The 21,536-nt window shown below is 43.4% G+C and carries 20 protein-coding genes; all 20 read right to left on the minus strand.

Annotation, left to right across the window (positions count from 1 at the left end; genetic code table 11):
* Positions 1-14: 14 nt before the first annotated feature.
* Positions 15-833 (minus strand): oxidoreductase, encoded by an 819-nt coding sequence (locus BC643_RS02535; protein ID WP_120271598.1) that lies wholly within the window; start codon positions 831-833, stop codon positions 15-17.
* 206 nt (positions 834-1,039) lie between these two features.
* Positions 1,040-1,741: an RDD family protein gene (locus BC643_RS02540; RefSeq protein WP_120271599.1), complete on the minus strand. Its 702-nt coding sequence runs from the start codon at positions 1,739-1,741 to the stop codon at positions 1,040-1,042.
* A 41-nt stretch (positions 1,742-1,782) separates the two neighbouring features.
* Positions 1,783-2,253 (minus strand): hypothetical protein, encoded by a 471-nt coding sequence (locus BC643_RS02545; RefSeq protein ID WP_120271600.1) that lies wholly within the window; start codon positions 2,251-2,253, stop codon positions 1,783-1,785.
* Between the two features lie 338 nt (positions 2,254-2,591).
* Positions 2,592-3,053, minus strand: a complete 462-nt coding sequence (locus BC643_RS02550; protein ID WP_147377113.1) for a hypothetical protein — start codon at positions 3,051-3,053, stop codon at positions 2,592-2,594.
* A 119-nt stretch (positions 3,054-3,172) separates the two neighbouring features.
* The gene (locus tag BC643_RS02555; protein ID WP_147377114.1) at positions 3,173-3,634 is read right to left on the minus strand and encodes a hypothetical protein; all 462 of its coding nucleotides are present in this window, start codon (positions 3,632-3,634) and stop codon (positions 3,173-3,175) included.
* Positions 3,635-3,733: 99 nt separating this feature from the next.
* Positions 3,734-4,138 carry a hypothetical protein gene (locus BC643_RS02560; protein ID WP_120271603.1) on the minus strand — a complete coding sequence of 135 codons (405 nt, stop codon included), beginning with the start codon at positions 4,136-4,138 and terminating at the stop codon, positions 3,734-3,736.
* 52 nt (positions 4,139-4,190) lie between these two features.
* Positions 4,191-5,285: a DUF4424 family protein gene (locus BC643_RS02565; protein ID WP_147377115.1), complete on the minus strand. Its 1,095-nt coding sequence runs from the start codon at positions 5,283-5,285 to the stop codon at positions 4,191-4,193.
* A gap of 98 nt (positions 5,286-5,383) precedes the next feature.
* Entirely contained in the window at positions 5,384-5,839 is a 456-nt protein-coding gene (locus BC643_RS02570) for a hypothetical protein (protein WP_120271605.1), read from the minus strand.
* A 22-nt stretch (positions 5,840-5,861) separates the two neighbouring features.
* Positions 5,862-7,313 carry a S41 family peptidase gene (locus BC643_RS02575; protein ID WP_120271606.1) on the minus strand — a complete coding sequence of 484 codons (1,452 nt, stop codon included), beginning with the start codon at positions 7,311-7,313 and terminating at the stop codon, positions 5,862-5,864.
* A gap of 129 nt (positions 7,314-7,442) precedes the next feature.
* Positions 7,443-7,787, minus strand: coding sequence for a putative periplasmic lipoprotein (locus tag BC643_RS02580; protein WP_120271607.1), 345 nt, complete (start codon positions 7,785-7,787; stop codon positions 7,443-7,445).
* A gap of 101 nt (positions 7,788-7,888) precedes the next feature.
* Complete coding sequence (locus tag BC643_RS23475) at positions 7,889-8,392, minus strand: hypothetical protein (RefSeq protein WP_211337953.1); 504 nt, start codon at positions 8,390-8,392, stop codon at positions 7,889-7,891.
* Positions 8,355-8,807 (minus strand): hypothetical protein, encoded by a 453-nt coding sequence (locus BC643_RS02590; RefSeq protein WP_120271608.1) that lies wholly within the window; start codon positions 8,805-8,807, stop codon positions 8,355-8,357. Before BC643_RS02590 ends, BC643_RS23475 begins: the two co-directional genes overlap by 38 nt.
* A 138-nt stretch (positions 8,808-8,945) precedes the next feature.
* Entirely contained in the window at positions 8,946-10,322 is a 1,377-nt protein-coding gene (locus BC643_RS02595) for an SBBP repeat-containing protein (RefSeq protein WP_120271609.1), read from the minus strand.
* Positions 10,323-10,513: 191 nt separating this feature from the next.
* Positions 10,514-10,975 (minus strand): hypothetical protein, encoded by a 462-nt coding sequence (locus BC643_RS02600; RefSeq protein ID WP_120271610.1) that lies wholly within the window; start codon positions 10,973-10,975, stop codon positions 10,514-10,516.
* A gap of 1,916 nt (positions 10,976-12,891) precedes the next feature.
* Positions 12,892-13,512: a DUF3810 domain-containing protein gene (locus BC643_RS02610; RefSeq protein ID WP_147377116.1), complete on the minus strand. Its 621-nt coding sequence runs from the start codon at positions 13,510-13,512 to the stop codon at positions 12,892-12,894.
* Between the two features lie 10 nt (positions 13,513-13,522).
* Positions 13,523-13,981 carry a hypothetical protein gene (locus BC643_RS02615; protein WP_120271613.1) on the minus strand — a complete coding sequence of 153 codons (459 nt, stop codon included), beginning with the start codon at positions 13,979-13,981 and terminating at the stop codon, positions 13,523-13,525.
* A 1,033-nt stretch (positions 13,982-15,014) separates the two neighbouring features.
* Positions 15,015-16,700, minus strand: coding sequence for an amidohydrolase (locus BC643_RS02630; protein ID WP_170154429.1), 1,686 nt, complete (start codon positions 16,698-16,700; stop codon positions 15,015-15,017).
* 280 nt (positions 16,701-16,980) lie between these two features.
* The gene (locus BC643_RS02635) at positions 16,981-17,613 is read right to left on the minus strand and encodes a DUF1349 domain-containing protein (RefSeq protein WP_120271617.1); all 633 of its coding nucleotides are present in this window, start codon (positions 17,611-17,613) and stop codon (positions 16,981-16,983) included.
* Positions 17,614-17,751: 138 nt separating this feature from the next.
* Positions 17,752-18,804, minus strand: coding sequence for an alpha/beta hydrolase (locus tag BC643_RS02640; RefSeq protein WP_170154430.1), 1,053 nt, complete (start codon positions 18,802-18,804; stop codon positions 17,752-17,754).
* Between the two features lie 179 nt (positions 18,805-18,983).
* Positions 18,984-21,410: an arylsulfatase gene (locus BC643_RS02645; protein ID WP_211337954.1), complete on the minus strand. Its 2,427-nt coding sequence runs from the start codon at positions 21,408-21,410 to the stop codon at positions 18,984-18,986.
* Positions 21,411-21,536: the final 126 nt, after the last annotated feature.

Below are 21,536 nucleotides of genomic sequence, written 5' to 3' on the forward strand. Positions count from 1 at the left end.
GATAGGATTTAATTCTATTTAAACTGGCTCATAATCATCTTGTCGAACACGCGATCACCAAACCATTTCCGGATTGCCAAAGCCGGCTTAGCCATGTAACCTTTCACATAACGGGTTTTCGGCTTTGGATCGGTTGCTGCCTGCGCGATTGTTTTTCCCAGCACATCAACATCGGTCAGCCGATCTCCGGTGTAGTTGATCTCCATGCTGTCAGCCACCTGGTTGGCAAAAGCTGCATAAACGCCTTTACCCGACGTTTCTCTCAGGTTATCGGCCGCAATCGTTCCCCAAGGTGTTTTAATGCCTCCGGGTTCCACCACCACCACATCGATACCAAATGCTTTTAGTTCCAGCCGAAGACAATCGCTCCAGCCTTCAACAGCATGTTTAGTTGCATGATACCAGGCACCCATTGGAGTGTACATTTTTCCGCCCATCGACGAGATGTTGACGATTCGCCCGCTGTTACTCATGCGCATACTGGGCAACACCAGCTGGGTTAAACGAGCCATTCCAAACAGATTGACTTCGAATTGCCGGCGAGCCTCATTCAAGGGAACATCCTCCACCGCACCATACGATCCGTATCCAGCATTGTTGATGAGAATATCAATTTTACCGTCCTGATCTATAATGGCATTGACAGCTTCAACCATCGAACGCTCGCTCGTTAAATCCAGCGAAATGACATTGATGCCACTTTCCTTCAGATCTTCCATTTTTTCGGTTCTCCGCGCAGCTGCATAAACGTTGTAGCCTTGCTTGTTGAGAATATGCGCGGCCGATTTTCCCATCCCCGAGCTTGCTCCTGTAATCAATACAACTTGTTTCATAGCTTTCCTGTTTTTTTTTATCACAACAATACAAAAGTAGACTATCGGCTCCACCTATTTCAACACAAAAAAGGGATGCTAGAACACTTTTTACGAAACTGGATTGGTATTTAAATTTAAGCCCTGTTTTTGACTTGGAAGGAGTTTCGAAGAACATTACAGCCTAATCCCCTCAGCATGAAAGACTAGTCCGTTAGGTTCGAAATCTAGTTTTTCACTCGCAATACAACCGTCCCGGCAATTAAGTCGTGTAAAGCCCGCCGGCGGCTATTAAAGAGCATGGTGACAATTTCCAAAAATGACCATAGTACAACAATCCAGATCATGAACGCTGCCGATGTGGATAAAAGATCATCACTGCCGAGCCAACCGTTAGCAAAAAATAAGCCGAGAAATAAACTCAATGTGAGCGGTACGCTATCGCGAAGAAATGCCTGACGGAATCGAATAACTGTTTTTTCCGATTTGTCGAATACTTTGACACCAAGTAGCATCTTACCAATAGTTTGCCCCGATATACTGTGCAGCAAGATGCTGTAAGCAAAAGGCAACAACAAGTCGACTGCTGCGAACATGTTGTTGCCTATCGCCGATTCTGTTATCGCGAAGTACCCCAAAAGTGTTCCTGCCATTCTCAGCAGAAAACCGTCAACCGAATTTGCAGCAGCCCGGCGCCAAAAAGTTTGATAGCGATCATTCTCTATTTCGGAGGGAGCGATGCGGCTAATATCCTGTTTCAGGGTCGACTTTAACCGACGATATTCTTCTGCCACTTCACCTCTTTCCTCCAATATTTCAAGCGCGATCAACTTTAACGTGTCGTCCTGTTCCGGCCGTTCCAGAACAGCCATCAACTCAGCACTCGTCTTTTTACTGTAAATTTTATAGTAGAAGTTATCTTGACTCATTCCGTCGGGGTTTATTAATTCTCTTCGCGACAACAAATGTGTTAGCTATTGCGGCTCTTCAATGCGTTTTTAACAGCCTTGTTTGGCTTCACGCCATGGGCGGGGTCGGCACAATAATCCAGGAATATTTCCCGCGCATTTGCGCTCAGCTGTTCCGAGGATTTGTCTTCAAACTTTTCGGAAACGGCAGCACTTGTAAGGGCAGCCATGTACACACCGGATAAATTAAGGTCTTTCCCGCAGAAATCGACAAAATCTGGACCAATGCCAAACGTGTAATCCGGGGTTCCTTCCATCCAGCGCATGATAAACTGAAGGCATTGTACCTTGCCTAATTCGTTTGCCTCAAGGGCCTGTCCCAAAATATAATCAGCGCATTTGCCAACCTGCTCTTCTACCGATTTATAGTCTTCGGCTTTTACTAATTTGATATCAGCCAATTTTGAAAAATCCTGCGCAAAAGCCCCCATTTGCAGGCCTGCAAGCACAAATAAAAAGATGAAATTCTTCATGTTTCCGTTTTGTTAGGTTATTCAGTAAATATTGATTGAAAGTAATTTTCACCAGCTCCTGCACGCCCGCTTCACTTTCCCCACTCTAACCAACATCACCAACTGCAATTATTGCCAGTGCGCTGCGCTGTTCTAATTTACAAAAAATACACTCCGCCCTTCCTACTGACTATAATTTAGTTTCAGTCTAAACAAAACAAGCGATGTAACAGCCGGTTTCCGGCAAGTCTTTCCGAAACTGCAGGCCAATTCGTCGTATTTAATATTCATAAGGAGATTAGCCGGTGGTAGTTATTCTTCATCACTCTGCTGAAGCAGGAGATCAATCAGCTAATGAATCACGGGGTCTTTGTTTGATATTGTTCAAACTGAAAGCGAAGTATTTGTAATTGTTCTTTCGTGAGGTTGTGGTCGAAACCGATACAATAACCTTCGGCATCCAGGTACACGTCCATGTAGTTCGTCTGGATTTCATAATCGGCACCGTTGGGATGGTAAGTCAGCACGCTCGTAATAAGGTAAGAGGCTAGTTCTGTTCCCTTGCTATTTTCATCCAACAGAAAATTTGATGATTCGATATCGCCGGGAAGTACACGCACTCGGCTGTAATATTCGTAGACGAACACTTTTCCGCCATCTGAAAAGACAATCTCTTCTACCGGAATTCCCAGTCGAGCTTGTACCGTAATCTCGTCCTGCCCGACAATGCCGGATTTGATGGCTTTGTTGGCCAATCGGATCGTGGATGAACAGGAGACGAAACAAAACGACAAAATAAACAGCAATGCGACAGGCTTCACAATTAGCTGATTTTATGGTTTTCTAACGGTTTTTTACGATAAAAACAGCTAAAATGTTGGAAGGCCGGAATTAACAGCAGAAACCTGTTCAATCTAAAGATAGCTCTGAAATAACCTCTCTATTTGGTCGGTTGATAGCGTTTAAATTGCTCCCGAAGTAACTGCAATTGTTCTTTGGTTAGGTTATGTTCAAACCCAACGCAATTTCCCTGTTTGTCCAGGTACACTTCCAGGTAAGTCGTATATTTTCCGGATATGGCATTGCTTGAATCGTAAGTCAGCGTGCTTATAACATCGCCAATGTCCAAACCACTTTGGTGTCCAAATTCATCTACCCGGAAACTTTTTGATTTGACATTCGCGGGAGCTTTGTACCCACTTCGGCTATAATACTCGTACACCAATGTTTTTTCGCCATTTGGTTTCGAGATCGTTCTTACCGGATACCCAAGCCTCGAATTAATCGTGCTCTCGTTCTGCCCAACAATGCCATTACTGATGGCTTTATTTGCCAATTTAGTAGTTGTTGCGCAAGCCATAACACAAAACGAGCATACAAGCACCACCACGATATTTTTCACAACTAGTTGATTTTATGGTTTTCTATTCCATTTTCTACGGAAAAAGAAACGATAATGTTGGCCGATTGAATTCCTCAGCTGCAAAGCATCAATATCGCTTTACTCAACGGTATAACCGATGTAAAAATTGATTTCAGTTTGTGTGTTCTTCGCGAACTTGATATCCTTCGCTTCTTCAATCAATCTCTCCCACTCTTCATATTGATATTGACATTTTATGGTGTAAGTTCCCGGCGCCATTTTCAGCGAATAATACCCGGTTGTATCGTTGGTTGTTTGCAAATCCGTGTGTTCGCCCCAAACCGTAAATTCATTTTCACGATAATATTCTTCACCAGGCCAATCGACGTGATAAATATGCCCAAAGACCAGGGTTGAATCGAGGAGTGTGGTATCTGAACTGGTACCAACTTCTGTCCATCCATCAACAAATTGGCGGTTAAGACATGAACCGGTAATTATTAGTAGCACTACGAATGGCAATAACATTTTGATTTCTTTCATAAGCTAAGTCTTTTGAATAGTTACCAGCGTAAAAACATGGCTTAAAGGATTCCTATCTTAACCCGATCATTATTTTGCGTTTGCTCTTTCGGGACTTAATGACTTCCAGTTTCGCGATAAACTCTTCTTTAATGCCAATCACTTCCGAAAAATCAACTTCATTGTCGTCAACGAATAAGCTGTAGTTCTCTTTAAGCGCATCGTAGTCCGGCAAGTTGATTTTCTTCTTTGATTTTGCTTTCACCATCTTATCCAGCTTTGTCCACACATACACTTTGCTGTAAATCTTAACAACTCCCCCGGGAGATTCGGGAAACAAGTTGTTTTCCGCCGTAGTTTTGAACACTTGAATACAGGCGATATCATTCGGCTGCACAGTATTGAGATCCAAACTATCGGCCTTTACGCCGTCAATAAAAATCGTGGGGTTAATCGGCTTTGGGCCTTTATAAACGTTCTTGTTCGTGTTATAACTGATCTTGATATCGTTGTTTTCCGTCGGTTCAAAATCCGTGAACGTCCAACTGAATTGCTTGCCGGATATTTCACAATTGGCCGGTGTTTGCGACAAAACAGAATCCTGCTCAATGTCTTTCAGGTTGACAATAATCTCGGCTTTCCCGATTGTCCCTTCCCAACCGGCTCCGGTACTTAGCAGGTAGGTGAAAAACCGTTCATTGCTTTTGTAACGCATTCCACAGGGCAACGAATACTGCACCTCAATCGTCTTCGATTCTCCCTTCTCAAACTCACTATTCCATAAATACCAGTCCTTTTCATCGGGAGATCCGCTCCCCTCAGCGCCTCCGGAGGCAGAAGTAAACGCGATGGTTTTACCATTTTCCTTTACGGCAAAACGGTCTCCGTTCTGATGCTTTTCCATGCTGAAATGGTAGAAACGCATGTCGGGAAAACCAATCTGAAGTTTTTCCGGTTCTCCGAGGTTTCTCATGTAAAACACACAGGTCACAACCGAACTGTCGTTGTACAGGTCAATCTCGACTCTCTCCGATTCCATGCGAATCGAAGTCGCAGCTTTCGGGCTGATGCTTTTTGCTTTAATGGGGTTAGGTGCAATGTCGGCAAACAGGCTTGTTTGCAAACAAATTAGTGCCAAAATTGCCAGGATAATTTTCGTTGTTTTCATCGTTTTCAGGGTGTTTGTTTCACTTGGTTTCGGGTCAGTATTTCCATCATCAATCACGTCTAGTACAACTTCATAATAAATTGAGCAGGAAGCAGCTTTTACCTGCTCTCAACGTAACTGAATTTATTAAATTTCGATGGTAGCTGGTTCGTAATTGTCAGATCATTGGATGTAATGGTCGGCTCAATTCGTATCACTTTTGTTTTTTCGTCGATCTCGATCCGATGGGAACTTTTGAACTTAAACATGTCTACATGCAGTAGTTTGAAATCATAGGTCCCGCTACCCAGTTCCATAATGGCATATTCACTGGCACCAACCTGCCCCATCGGCTTTTCATCAATCCACAGATTTAGCCTCGCGGTATTGTCAACCTTATGCAGGATATCTGCTCCGTTGTAGATCAAGATCCTTCCATTTCCTAATTGATCAAGGTCCACCGTCTCCGTTTTATTTTCCTGATAATCGTAGCTTGAAGTGATCGGTTGTAAGGCGCAGGCATTAAACGCAAACGCCACTAAAACGACAAAAAAAACTCTAAGCGCGGTTTTCATATTTTGGTTGTTAGTTGTTGTTTTATTTCATTAATTCCAGATAGTTTTTCACAAAATAAGCCCAATCATCCAACCTGTCATAAAGTTGATCAGTCGAAGGAAACGGTATTAATATATCAGGGGCAATTCCAATGTTATCAAAAGGATGCTCGGGTAACCTTTGCGATCGCGTCATTGGAAATATCAAATCAAAGTTCCCTGAAGGGAATTTTTGTGAAACAGCATTTGAATAATCAAGTACACCAGCTGTGTTGTGGTTCCCAAACAGGGTAACTTTTTGGCTATTTTTTGCAGCCAGCAAAAATTGTTCTGCCGATGAAGCATTCCTTTCATTGATTATGATCCCAACCTTTTTCGGATTTAAATAAACACGTTTTGTTTGGTCTACTTTATCATCGTCAAACATCGATACAGTCACAAAACCACCTACATTCTTTTTCATAGCATCCAACAATGATTCAGTCCATCGAATGCCCTCCTCACCGTCTATAATTTCGCCAGCTTTTAAAGCTTCTTCAAAGAACTCTATGTTTCCTTTACTTGCGTACCATTCAACTCCCTTCGTTTCATACGGGTTTGTATAAATAAGCTCGGCCAGCTTTTGAAAATAATTGTCCTGTCCTCCACCGTTATTCCTTAGGTCAATAATTAAGTTAGGCCGGGACATTATTTCTTGCCAGTGCTGGGTTACAATGCTATTAGAGTAATCTGATTCAAAATCAGTAATGCGCAGATAGTATGTACTGTCACTCAAAGATGTTGCTACCGGATAGGTGTTTGTTCCGTTCGGATTTTTCGGGGTATAAGAATATAGAAAAGCTTTGTTTAATGTTTCGTTTGATGATTGTCGGACAAACCATGTATCTCCATTTATTTCCAATATTTTATTGTCAATATAGAGCGCCGCTTTGCCTTTGTGATTGTAAGAATATGCAGGATTCACAGAAGTTACGCAAAACTCATTATTTCCCAATTCTGAAAATTCAAACATCACCTGATTACCTTCAAAATTTGGATATCGAATAGCAATTCCGACATAGCTTCCATCATTTTCTTTTGTTACAGCTATTTTACCTCTAAAGCCAATCCAGATTCCTTCTATCGATTGACCGGAATTTGAAATACTGTCAATCGTGATATCATAATATTGTGCCTGTGTTTTTGCTTGTTCAACTGTACTTCGACTTATACTGCGTCTTTTAACTCTCAAATGATTGTCTTTAAACCAAAAAGTATAGAGCCCCAAACATTTTCCGCAGGAATCCGGATATTGAATAATTCGATTTCTCAGATCATGTTCCAAAGCTTTTAGATCTGCCAATGTTTCATCATTTACTTTATCCTTGTATCCGGGATAGTCATTTTTAATTTTTTCAACGAGGTAATCGAAATCGTTTAGGCATTCGTTTTCCTGTGCACTCCCGACTAGTGAAATGGCTATTACGAAACTTAAAAACAATACTTTTTTAATCACAGTGTGTTTGCTTAGAGTTGACTAAAACGGTTACCTACAAGTTGTCGCGTTTGATCGAGAGTCCGGGCGTCGAACCGCACACCCCCAACCATACCACCGTTCAACCGTTTGCTAACGCCTCCGGCCTTTTCAGAACTTTCCGAAAAAGTTGGAAATATCAAAATAGATACTCTTTGCTTCACCATCGGAAGTGATGATATCGATGATGTCGTAGGGTTTCTTTTGGTCATAAGTGAGTGACTGGCCTTGTGATTTGTATCCGGGATAGTTTTTCCGGAGCCATTCGTATTCCGCACCCACTCCTTTTGATTCACTCTTTTCAGTAATCACGATCGCTTTTTCAAAGGAAGATCCATCTCTTCCCGACGATATTGTCGTATTCTCCGGTGAAGGTGCATTGTTCGACAATTTATTTGTTGTCGAACAGGAAGCCATCGTTAAGGTGATTGCCAGTAAAATTAAAATCTTTCTCATTCTCGTTTGGGTTAATTGGTTTCTGATGGTGTCAAATTGGTTGGAGTTCGCATGCACATTGGTGCTAGCGGCTCGAACGATTAATTATTACCACACGTTTTTTATTTTTTTTCTTTCCATTCCATTGCTCTTTTTTCAAGATTCTCGAGACCGTATGGTTGTTTGTCAATATCGAATTCAGTTTCATATTTTCCCCATCCCATAAACACAAAGTATTTTGTCATGGCGTCGAAATGGGAATCAGCATAAAAAGAGTGGATAATTTTAGAGTCCGGTTCTAACAAACTTCTTGATTCTTCTCCTAAATCTCCAGAGAAACATAAAGAAGTTAATCCTTCTCTATATTGCCAAATATCATGTTTGATGCTTGTCATATTTCGTTCTTCAAAATTCTGACTAACGGTTGGTACATGTTGTCGGGGCGGATTTCCCTGTCTGCCGCCAGGCAGGGGAGAGCGTTCCTGTTCGAAGGACACGGAACTGCGATGCGAGAATCCCTGTCTGACTGCGCAGCCAGGCAGGCACAGTTGGCGTACCACAGAACCCCGCCCTGCAATATGTACTGTGTTATCTACATGGTTTTTCATTTTCAAATATTTCTTCATTGTATGCTCTTTGATAAAGTTCAGGCAATACTTCTCTGTCTTTTTTTCTGAGTCTGTTTGCCTTTTTAGTCGATACAAAGTCATAAATTACGAACGGTAATAGAATAACTTCGTAATTATTACATTCTTTTGTGATTTTTACTTTCTCCCACTCCATTCCAATCCACCCAATCAATAATTCATTGGTTTCATTAGAAACCTGAATTTCAAATTTTCCATTCTCATTTGTTGTTCCTAATTCGATTGAATCAGTAGATAAAATTTTTGCTTCGCGAATAATAAAAAACTCATCATATTTACTTTTACAATCACACGGCTCTGCACCAATAACTTTCCCAGTAATGGTTCTTGTTTGCCCAACTGAAGTTGATGTGCAAAACAAAAGTATAGTAATAAATAAAAGTGGATATTTCATATTTTTAAATTTTTGCCAACGGCTCGTGTATGGTGACGTAAGGGATTGCGGGCTTCAAACCTATCAAGTTACCATCCAAAATTGACGCGGGTGATACCGCTCGAAAACCTCTGAAACCCTTATGCACTATACACATTGTTATCGGCTTTTTTTCATCTTCGTATTAATTTTCAACAATAAAATATCGTTGTCATTTTCTGTTTCAAGTGCTAAATTTGATGAGAAAATTATCCTTTTTGAGAATCTCCCCAAACCAACAAGTTTATTATCAATTTGAGAGTATCTCATTTCCCAAATTTCTGTCATTCCCTCACCAGGCAACATGAATGCTTTATTTATTTTCCCTCTTTTATTTATTTTAGCAATAAATCCTTTTCCCTCTTGTAATGTATTTTCAAGCAAGTATTTTCCTATTTTAATATCATCGTAAAAATACCCTGCCAAGTAACAATTTCCTTTAGAGTCTATTGTTACAGATTGACCTAAATTACTACCTGTTGATTTGAATTTTTTAAACCAAACCAATTTAGAGTCACTTGAATATTTTATCAAATATGCATTTGAATGGCAATTAGGTTCAGGTAAGATGATTTTCCCTTCCACATATATTGAATCAATAAAATCTCCTGTTACATATATATTATCTAAATTATCAATTGCCATATCCCACACTCTATCAAAATGTCCACCTCCAAAAGATTTAATCCAAATTAACTTACCACTTTTACTGAATTTTGATACGAAAACATCATCATATTCATTTGCTACAATAGTTTTATCGTCAATCGTAATTTGATTTCGAATTTCTCCAGATAATACTATTTCTCCCTTACTATCTATCAAGACAGCTGAAGGACTATCATCATCATTTCCTCCAATATTTCTAGTCCAGAGGAAATCTCCATCTTTATTAAGTTTTGTTAAGAAAATATCTACCTGTCCATTTGATGTAAGTAAATTATCATCGAAATCTATGTTTTCAAAACGCCCAGAAAAAACAATATTATTTTCTTTATCAGTTGTTAACGTTTGGCTATCTGCAAAACTTTTATCTTGATATAATTTGTGCCATAATAAATCTCCATTTGTATTATATTTAACTAAAAAGATTCCACCTCCTCGATTATTTTCATATTCAATATTTTCAATAATTGTGGTTAGTCCAGCACCTCCTGTTAAAACAATATTATCTTCATTATCGACAACTACACAGTTTCCTGTTTGTCCCCATTTACCTCCTATAGTTTTAACCCAAAGAAAATTACCATCTTTATCTGATTTTGCTAAATAGCAATCACTATCAAAGGAAGATGATACAACAATATCCTTCCCAAAATTAGCTGTCCCTGAAAAATTACCAGTAGAGTAAATATTTCCTTTGCTATCAATAGCAACTGAAAATCCATTATCCCCTCTTTGGGTATCTCCCGCTTGCTTTATCCAATCAATTTGTGCCCAAATGGGACTAAATTGGATAGAACAAAATATGGTTAATATGTATACTATGTTTTTCATTTTTAAATTGCCGATAACGTTGAGTATAAGAAACGTAAGTGATTTCGAAGTACTTACCTATCAAGTTGCACCGAGCCAAATTTGCGTTTTGACACAAATTTAAAATATTTAATAAACCCGTCAAATCGCAGATTTGGCGGAGCTGATTAAATGCTCGAAAGTCCCGTAAACTACTGAGCCACTTATGTTTTTTATACATTGTTGTGCAAAGTTTTTATTTCATCAATGTCCTTTTTTATCTTGTCAAGTTCAATGATTTCGTCCTCAATCTGCACTTTACTTGTCGTCTTTTTCCAATACGGAAATAACCAAGTCATTGCTGTACCGATGTTATAAATTTCATTGTCCGCAAGAAGTAAGTCTGTCCGATGTTTATATGAAAAATCTCCCTTGTAAAATTTCGTGATTTGTTTCTTGCACGTCAAAAGGTTGAAAAAAAGGTCTACAACTTCGCTTAAATCATCATATTTTGGGTCGCAATGAATATGGGTCAATCCGTATCCGACTGTCAATTCACGACTGTCAGACATAATCCAAATGCCAGTGTCACCAATAGAAATATGGTTTTCTTCCTCAATTTCAGTCAGCTCATTTGGAAAAAGTCGAATCAATAATTCTTTTATCTTTTCAAATATCTTTTCGTGTTTTTCCATTCTGCTGTTTTACTTATTTAATTTTCATTTTATTTTCTGGCGTGAAGCGGGGGACTCGAACCCCCATAACCCTCAATCCTAAAAAGTCAGTTTAATTCCAGTTATATTCTAATCCGAAGCTTTGGCTCCATTCTTCACACGAGGGTTGCTTCACGAATAGTCATTTTCAATTTTTCCATAATTTCAGATTTTATTAATTCAACAATCAGAATTCCAATCGTTAAGAACAGAATCTTACTTAGGTCAAAAAGATAACTGGTCATAAATTCAACTTTTTCACTTAGGCTCTTATATTTTTTTCATATTTCTATCATTTGCTTTTTGTTGCTATCTGCATTTTCGAATGTTAGCAGGCTCTCTTTAAATTTTGCACAACGTCTGTATATATCCCCCTGTATTATATATCGCTTATAGCGACACTGTACAAAAGCCACGCCAATTGGGCGTTTCAGCGGCTTTTTCGGTCATTTCAATTGCCGCGCTCTTGCAAATAATGGATTGATTCATCGGGATAACAGGGCTTGGTTGTTGTTTTATTTTTTCGATTTTCAATTTAGCATATTCTAACTAAACATATACAAAACAAGCCACGAATTTATTAACAAAAGTTCAACCGTTGTGCACACAGCCAACTGGCTGCCAGTCTAAAAGTCCTCTTTCGTGCACACGAATCCATTAGTTGGCTTATACCGTGACTATTTTGTTACGCGCTCCCTGCGCGTGGTCTCCACAACCGCACAATCATATCGTGTGCCGATACACAATACCGCGAGAAAGGAATCGTATGATTGCAGTTTTTTTAATACATCGACGAAAAGGTGAAGATGTTTTGCCAACTACCAGCGCTAATGTCCGACGACAACCGAAATACTCCACCAAAGCCGTTGCGCGGACAAAATCGATTCATATCCTTTTTACCCGGGGCGTTACCCCGGGCTATTGCTTCACAGCCCTTCAGGCTGAACTCGCGACTGGCAGCCCCAACGGGGCATAAGCAATAGCCCCGTGCATCGCACGGGGTAGGAATATCGAAAAACGAGGATCGTCCGCGATCGGTGTAATACATCGCATTTTGATATTGCGGACGAAAAGGCGTATAGGCGAATCTGCTGCATTAAGACTATGAACTCGCTCGAAGCGCACGACTGCACGCAGTCCCGATGAATCGGGATGAACGAAAACACGGAAGTGCGACGCGTAAGCGTCAGGCATGGAGTGTTGATAGTGAACGGTGCGTAGCAATTGCCTCGGGCAGTCTTGATCTTTTGGTTCGTTTTGTATTAAGACAAAATGAACAGCCCGTCCGGCTGGAGGACATTTAAAAGGGGCAACGATGAGACTACCAACTTTGCAAAAATTCCACATTAATGTTTTTTGTTGTCTTCAGGCCAGACAGGCCGATACTTTTCCAATCAATGAAAAGTATCCAAAAATCTTGTCAAAACGAACCCTCGCCCGCCCGTCTGGCTGCGTTAGCCGGACAGGGGCGTTTTGACGGCCTGCGCACCGCTTCGAAAAACATTTGACAAATTGTCCGACAACAACCCAATCACTTCCCCTAGCCGGTACGCGGACAAAATCGATTCATATCCTTTTTACCCGGGGCGTTACCCCGGGCTATTGCTTCACAGCCCTTCAGGCTGAACTCGCGACTGGCAAGCCCCAACGGGGCATGAGCAACAGCCCCATGCATCGCACGGGGTAGGAATATCGGAAAAACGAGGGTCGTTCGCGATCGGTGTTCTGCATCGCGTTATGATATTGCGGACGAAAAGGTAAAGGTATTTTTCCTCGATTCCTCCGCTACCGCGCGACCATATAATGTGGCGATGCACGATACCACGCGAAAGGAATTACGCGTTTACAGGGTTAGTGTGCCAACACAATTTTTCCGTATTGGTATTTCATTTAAACCCTCAAGTTGTTCTCCATTTGTACCAATTCGTTAGAATCTTCTTCCAGGATACCAGGTCTCCACAACAATTCTGCAAGGGTTTGTCATCGGTTAAACTGTAAGAAAAACCAGCGCAGTTATCAATCATACCACCTAAAAGGAATAGTACATGCTTATGTTCCTCGGGAACACAGACAACGGTTAAAATTGAACCTTCAGATTTTAGCATCTCGTTTGCTTCATCAACTGAGATCTGATCTGTCAACAAATTATTGGCGATAATCTCCAATTTCTCGCGATTGTTATAGACATAGATTCTTTCTCTCAGTCCATTTACGCCCCAGATAATCGGCAACACCGACACGTAAAAAATAATTCCTGTCAGGATTGTCAGTATCTTTCCTTTTAATCCTTTTGCTGCAACCAGATATACTATAAATCCAATTAGTCCGACAATTCCTCCAAGCAGAAAAAGGATTAGCATGACAAATGGGTTACTTTGCCCCAATTTTGCAGAAAATGCTACAATCAAGATTAAAAGTCCGGGCGAGAAAAACAAGATTTTGCCAATCAGGGCGGCTATTGATCCATCTGGTTCCAGGATCTCCTGTTCGCTTTCTCTATTTTCTTTACCTGTATACATGATCATTTATTTAGCGACTATTAAACTTGATATCGAACCGTTGATTTAAAAGCATCAATTCCTGGTTCTTTGAATAGTTCAAGCGAATGCGCCGGTTGTCAACAAAGTCGATCACAAGCTGTTTGCGCCATTCCTGCATCTTCAGCTTTTCGATATCTTTCTTATCGAATTTCTCCGTCACAATTTTATCCACCAGGTTATAGTAAGTAAATGTTAAGGAGGATTCCTTATCGTCCCACGCGAGATCAATGAGCTGATAGATGTCGGCGTAACTGAATATCATTAACGCTTGAATAACAACAATCCAGATCAAAATAGCCCACGAAAAATCATAGCGCAGGTATGCAACAAGGCAATAAACAGCAACCGCAATGGCACACGATACAAGTGCCTTCAGATAGGTCTTCTTATTATACGTTCTAACCAAGGCTAAATCCCGGGTATATTCTGACTCAATTTTATTGTGCATCCGATTTGCATTAGTGAAGGCGTGATTAGTGGCAACGTTCTGTCCGGTCAGCGAGCACGATAACCAAGGCCATTCGTTCTATTTTTCGACTTTCAATTTAGCATATTCTAACTAAACATATACAAAAGGCTATGTTTACTTATCAACAAAAGTTCAACATGATCCGATGACTATCGAAACACTCCTCCCTGGCCCGGTGCGCGGACAAATTCCAATCTCATCTTTTTACCCGGGGCGTTACCCCGGGCTATTGCTTCACAGCCCTTCAGGCTGAACTCGAGACTGGCAAGCCCCAACGGGGCATAAGCAATAGCCCCGTGCATCGCACGGGGTGGAAATATCGAAAAAAGAGGATCGTCCGCGATCGGTGTAATACATCGCATTATGATTTTGCGGACGAAAAGGCGTATAGGCGAATCTGCTGCATTAAGACTATGAACTCGCTCGAAGCGCACGACTGCACGAAGTCCCGATGAATCGGGATGAACGAAAACACGGAAGTGCGACGCGTAAGCGTCAGGCATGGAGTGTTGACAGTGAACGGTGCGTAGCAATTGCCTCGGGCAGTCTTGATCTTTTGGTTCGTTTTGTATTAAGACAAAATGAACAGCCCGTCCGGCTGGAGGACATTTAAATGGGGCAACTATGAGACTACCAACTTTGCAAAAATACCATATTAATGTTCTTTGTTGTCTTCAGGCCAGACAGGCCGATACTTTTCCAATCAATGAAAAGTATCCAAAAATCTTGTCAAAACGAACCCTCGCCCGGGCGTTTTGACGGCCTGCGCACCGCTTCGAAAAACATTTGACAAATTGTCCGACAACAACCCAATCACTTCCCCTAGCCGGTACGCGGACAAATTCCAATCTCATCTTTTTACCCGGGGCGTTACCCCGGGCTATTGCTTCACTGCCCTTCAGGCTGAACATACGACCGGCTTCTTCAGCATCTCTGCGGTACTGTTTTTCAAAAACAAAAAGGGATGCCACCTCTAAAAAATGACATCCCTTCCCTTGTCAATCGACAAGATTTATTCCTTGTAAACCGTCACTCCTTCTTTGATGGTTTCCAAAACCTTCGTGTTTTTCACTTCGTCGATCGTGGTTTCGTCCAGGTCAAGTGGGTTTTTATCCAGAATGACCAGGTCGGCCAGCTTGCCTGCTTCCAGCGTCCCCTTACTGGCTTCTTCATGATATTGGTAGGCTACATTCGAGGTCAGCATCTGCAGCGCCTGGTAAACCGTAGCCCTTTCTTCGGCCCCCAAAATGCGGCCACTGCGGGTTTCGCGTTTCACGGCGGTCCAGATCGTCATAAACGGATCGAGCGGCGTCACCGAATAGTCGGTATGGTTGGTTGGGCGCAAACCTTTGCCGTAAGCCGTTGCAATGGGCGACAAATGCTCGGCAGCCTCCTGCCCGAAGTTTTTAATGTGCACATCGCCCCAATAAAAGGCGTGGTTGGTAAAGAACGAAGGCACCAGGCCCAGCGCGGCAATCTGATCCAATTGCGGATCGGTCACAAACTGGCAATGAATGGAGCACCAACGCAGATCCTTGCTCTTGTCGTAATTAATTTGCTGCATACCATCGATCATCTCCTGGATCGCTTCGCTGCCATTGGTATGCACATTCAACTGCAGGTTATTGTCGTAGCAAGTTTGCATCACCTTGAAGAAAACGTCTTTCGGCACAAACGACACACCATGCCAATCGGCTTCGCCGTTGGGACCGGGCGTCAAATAGTGCTGCATGGCCGTTCCACCCTGTGGTGAACCATCCAAAAGCACTTTGATACCTCCCAGCTTCAAGTGCTTGCTGTAGCTGCCAAAGCTGTCTTTCCCGACAATCTTTTCCATATCGATAAACAGCGGGTACGAAATAACATCGATAACCAGCAAACCGTCGGCGCTCGCTTTCTTCAACAGCTGCAAATCATCGAAAGTAGTAGCCCCCTCCTGCGCCGTGGTGTATCCCCATTTCGTATATTCTTCCTGCGCTTTGGCAAAGGTCTTCAGCAGCTCCCCGGCTGTTGGCTTCGGCATGCTTTCAAAAACCGGCATAAAAGCGTTCTCCATCAACAAACCCGAGGGTTTCCGCGAGTTGGGCATCCGCGAAATCACGCCGCCATCCGGATCTTTGGTCTCGGCTGTGATGTTGGCCGCTTCGAGTGCCTTGGAGTTGAGCAACGCGCCATGCGCCGAAACATGGATAATCAACACCGGATTATCGGGCACCACCTCATCCAGATCCAAACAGGTAGCTTCGCGATCTTCAAACATCGTTTGATCGTATCCGTAGCCCACCAGCCACTCGCCTTCTTTCAGCGGTTTCTTTTTTATGAAATCAGCAATCGTCGTTTTTAGTTCGGCAACACTGTTAACCTCCCCAACGGGCCGTGGCGACGCGTTCACCCAAGTCACCAGTTGCGTGGCATTGATGAAATGGCTGTGCGGATCGATAAAACCGGGCAAGAGCGTTTTGCCATCCAGGTTTCTCACTTCGGTTGAATCACCTTCATATTTTTGAGCGTCGATCTGCGAACCTACAAAAAGTATCTTGCCGTCTTTTACCGCCACGGCTTCGGCATACTGCGGCGAGTCTCCCGCCATGGTAACAATGGTTCCACCCCAATAAATGGTGTCGGCCGGGTTTTCAGGAGCCGATTTGCAACCAAACAAGGCTAGCAGTGAGGCATAGAAAAGTAATCTCTTTTTCATGATTTTATTTGATTTTTTAAGGTCATTTGTTCTGTGTTTACGGTGATCAACACGTGTCATTAGATGGAATCTTCCGGTTAGGAAATCGGGTTAAAAGACGCGAAACAGAACGCTTGTCCGGGTAAGACACAAGTCCTTGTCTATCTGCTCTGTTTCGCCATTCAAGTTAAGCCATTTAAATGAATTTAGCAGCTACAGAATGCTTTAATTTATCAATAAATTTTTGGTGATTTTTGTGCATGAACCGGTGATAAAACAGGCTGACATTTCAATCCGTTACCTACTTCTGATAATGTATTTCAGAAAAGACTGAAGTTAAACCTTCGCCAACGGGCGATTGCGACGCCAGGCCGATGCGAATTGGCAGATCGGAATTCAGGCGAAAATACCGGATATTCACCCAATTCTCTTCATCCAGCGAATACGAGAAGATGATTTGCTTTCCCTTCTTGCTTATCCGCATATACACCCAATTGTCGGGAATATAATCCGAATAAGCATCGTCCGAAATTTCATTGGTTACCACGGTTACCATCCTGTTTTTCGTGGGCGACTCATTTTCAAAACAAAACTTCGCCCAATAGGCTTCATCAATGTAAACAACCAACATGGCGGCGTCCCATTTCGAGCGATGTTCGGCAGATGACTTAGCCGAGAAGGTAAAATCGTCATCGGGGCTGAAAAGCAGTTTGGGCATGTTACTCACCCGGAAGTGGCCGCTCGGCGAATAAAACATGTTTGTTCCGGGAGCAGCGCTGATGGCTATAGTTTCGTTGTGAATTGCAAAACTGTCGGGTTCGATCACCCACTCCAATGGGCAGGGAATCCCATCCAATTCAATTGAGGCTGCTGCTGGTTGAGAAAAAACGCTTCGGGCAAGAACAGCGAACAAGGCAAATAAAAGGTATTTCATCGTTTTGGGGTTTTGTTGGGTTTTAGAAATAAAAAGGCCTTTAAAACACTGGTTTCAAAGGCCTATACAAGTTACTTTATTTTGAACCCAAATGAAATATCCGCCGTCAATTTTTCAAGAACAAGAGAAGCTGTTTTTCTATTTCAAATGCTGAATAAAAAACCCTGCTTGTGCCCGGCTTACCTGGTCGAAGAGTTCGCTAGGGTAAAACAGCAATCCGAAATGACCGCCTTCAATCTCCTGCAGTTCCTTGGGCTCGGGTGTCTGTTGATAGGCATAGCGGGCAACCTCGGGGTTGGCTCCCGGCATTTCGTCGTCGTAAGCCACCTGCATCAACACAGCCGCTTTAAGGTGCGGCACGCAAATAACCGAGCTGAATTTGACCGGAACCATCGGCACCACATAGGTGGCATGGTTCACCCACCCGGTATTGTGCCGCGCGCCGTATTCCATAAACCAGCGATAAGCTGTTAAAGGTTTCAACAGCGATGGAATGGTTTGCTGATCGAAGGACACCACCGGCATCGGTCCAATCGTGGTTTCCGGTACGCTGATGTCGCCTTCGTAAAAGGTTGTTTTTAGCTGTTGAAACAGGCTTCCATCCGGATCAGGAGGTGGCAACTCGCGCCCTAAGGCAGGAACCTGCACAACCACTGTCTTCACCCGTTGATCCATGGCCGCCACAAACAACGCAACATCGCCGCTCATGCTATCGCCCCACAGCCCAATCCGGGCGCTATCGAGCTCCGGCAAGCTTACACCATAGTCAATGGCATCGCGAAAACCCCGAGCCTGCGTCCAGCGGTTGATTTCCAGCCGCGGCTCACCATCGCTGATTCCCAGGTTGCGATGATCGTATAAAATAACAGCAAAACCAGCGTCGCGGAATACCTCTGCAAAGCGATCGGCAACCATGCCTTCAATGGTGGCCGAATAGCCGTGTGCCATGACGACAACCGGCAATTTCCCGGCGTCATTTTCGGGCAAATAGAGTCTCCCTCTCAGAGTAGCTCCTTCGGATTGAAATTCGATGGGTTGATACATGGGCTTTGTTTTTGGTGTTTCTGTATTGGGTTGACGTGAATCTTGTGCCGCCAAAGGATAGCCCACCAACAAGAGCGCAACAAGCATTATCGTCTTGAAGCTGGCACCGCTTCGGCCTGTATTTCGAGGGTTGGGCAATTCGATCATGTACTTTCCTGCAGATTGGTGTTTAGCTGAGCTTTTGTCCTGCCTTCTTCGCAAAAAGCAATATTGGATATACTCGCTTATTTGAAACAGAGTTACAACGCTGGTTTCTACGGTAGTCATTTGACAAAAAAAAGGCACCCTCTCGGATGCCCTTCATATTCACCTTTTAAAATACAGCATTATTCAACTGCTATCGTTACGTAGTTGATTTTTCCGTTGAACTTGTTCTCGCCAACCTTGTAGCGGCGGCTCACATTGGTTGCTTCGTCAAAACCAACGTCGGCGCCTTCATCGAGCGAGAACATGTTACCGTTGGTATTGTCGATGCGGGCCTCTCCTACTTTTTCGCCATCGATAAAGAGGGTTCCGTTTCCACCTTTCCCCATTCCGCCACCATCGTAGGCAAATTCAAATTCAATGGTGTGCTTACCAGCCGAAAGGGCTTTGCTACTGTTCACATCGTACTGTTTCAAACCGACCCAGTTGTAGGTAAAAACAGGCTTTCCTTTGTCAACCCAAAGACTGTAACCGCCAAACAAACCGCCCATGGCCAGGATAACACCGTTGGCTCCCGGTTTCACTTCCACCTCGGTCGTGAATTTGCTGCTGGTATTTTTAATGTTGATGAATGCATTCTCGAGCATACCGCTCATGCCTTCATACACAGTCAACGATTTCCGTCCGTTCATCAGGTCGGGGCGCCCTGCAGTTGCCGGGTCGAAACGCTCGATCGTACGGTCGTCGATTGGTAGCACGTGGTATTTTACCGCTTCATCCATAAACACCTGCTTGAGCTCTTCCACTTTTTCGGGGTTGTCAGCCGCTAAATCGGTACTCTCGCTGAAGTCTTCATTGACATTGTAGAGTTCCCATTTATCGTCAACCAATTTGCCGCGAGGACCGTCTTCCCAGGGTGCTTTGTGGACAGTCGAAGCCACCCAGCCATCCTGGTAGATCGCACGGTTACCGACGATCTCAAAATATTGTGTGTTATGGAATTCAGGCGTTTTCGGATCATCAAAAGTCTTCAGCATACTGAAACCTTCAATCGGCTTCTGCTCTACCCCGTTTACACTAACCGGTTCCGGCACATGTGCGGCTTCCAGAATCGTCGGCACAATGTCGATGGCATGACAGAACTGATCGCGAACCACGTCGGTCTGTTTCAATTTTCCCGGCCATACCATGATCAAACCATTTCGGGTTCCACCAAAGTTACCGGCTACCTGTTTGGTCCATTTAAAAGGTGTATTACCGGCCACAGCCCATCCGGCGGCAAAGTGACCATACGATTCGCGGGTACCCAGTTTATCCAGGTTTGCAGCCATCATGTCAATGTCTTCCGCAACACCGTTGAAGTAGGTATTTTCATTCAGCAGGCCATTGGCCATCCCTTCGGCACTGGCCCCGTTGTCACCTAAAATGTAGATGAAAAGCGTATTATCTGCTATCCCGAGATCCTCAATCGACTGATACAACCGACCAACCTGGTCGTCAACATGCTCACCAAAGGCAGCAAAGATTTCCATTTGGCGGGCAAATACTTTTTGCTCCGTTGGTGACAGTTTATCCCAATCTTTGATGTAATCGGGTTTGGGAGCCAGTTTGGTTCCTTCGGGCACAATACCCATTTTAATTTGACGGTCCAATGTTTTCTGACGGTAGGCATCCCAACCATCATCGAACTCGCCTTTGTATTTATCCAGGTACGATGCCGGCGGCTGGTGAGGCGCATGCGTAGCCCCTGGTGCGAAATACATAAAAAAAGGTTTATCGGGAGTTAATGATTTCTGAGCTTTCATCCACGATATGGCATGATCAGTCATATCCTCGGTAAAGTGGTAGTTTGGATCTTCTGAATCCACTTCCACTTTTGTAGTTCCGTCGTAGATTCCGGGGTAGAACTGGTTGGTTTCACCGCCCATAAAACCATAAAATTTTTCAAATCCTTTGTATACCGGCCAATGGGTGAACGGCCCCGATGGACTGATTTCCCAGGCTGCTGTTTCGTGGTTCTTTCCGAAGTGAGCCGTGTTGTAGCCATTTAGTTTCAGGATTTCGGCAACGGTTGCGCAGCTTTGCGGTGTTAGCCCCGTGTTTCCTTCAAAGGCCGTGGCAACTTCGGTAATCCCACCCATGTTGTTAGAATGGTGATTTCGTCCACTTAACAAAGCCGTACGCGTGGGCGAACAAAGCGCGGTGGTGTGGAAGCGATTAAAGCGAATCCCTTCGTCAGCGAGCTTATCAGCTGCCGGCATGCGAATAGCTCCACCAAATGAGCTACTTTGGCCAAAGCCCATATCATCAATCAAAACGATAACAACATTGGGTGCTCCATCGGGAGCTTTCACCGCCCAGGGTTTGGGTGCTGTGGCATCACGGGCATCCAGTGCCGTGATTACAGGAACCTCAGGCGGAGTCATTGGTAAATGTGTCCGGTCGAAGCCATCGGCACCAACTGCCGAACTTGTCTTGGCTTCTTCTTTGGGGGCTGGCTGGCAGGCAAACAAGAGCACTGCAAGCAACGGAACAGAAAAGAGGAAACAACTCCATCGTTTCACCAATTTCTGATTTAACTGAACAAGGAAAGGTTTTTTTGACATCATAACTTCGTATTTAGGATTGTTTCAGTAAAACTTTCAACCATTCCACGTAAAGCTATCTTCGCCTCGTCCTCTCCCAAAAAAGCACAGCAAAATTCCAGGGAAATTTGTTTGACTGGTTTGTCAATG

It is taken from the genome of Mangrovibacterium diazotrophicum (assembly GCF_003610535.1).
In the GTDB taxonomy this organism is placed as follows: Bacteria; Bacteroidota; Bacteroidia; order Bacteroidales; family Prolixibacteraceae; genus Mangrovibacterium; species Mangrovibacterium diazotrophicum.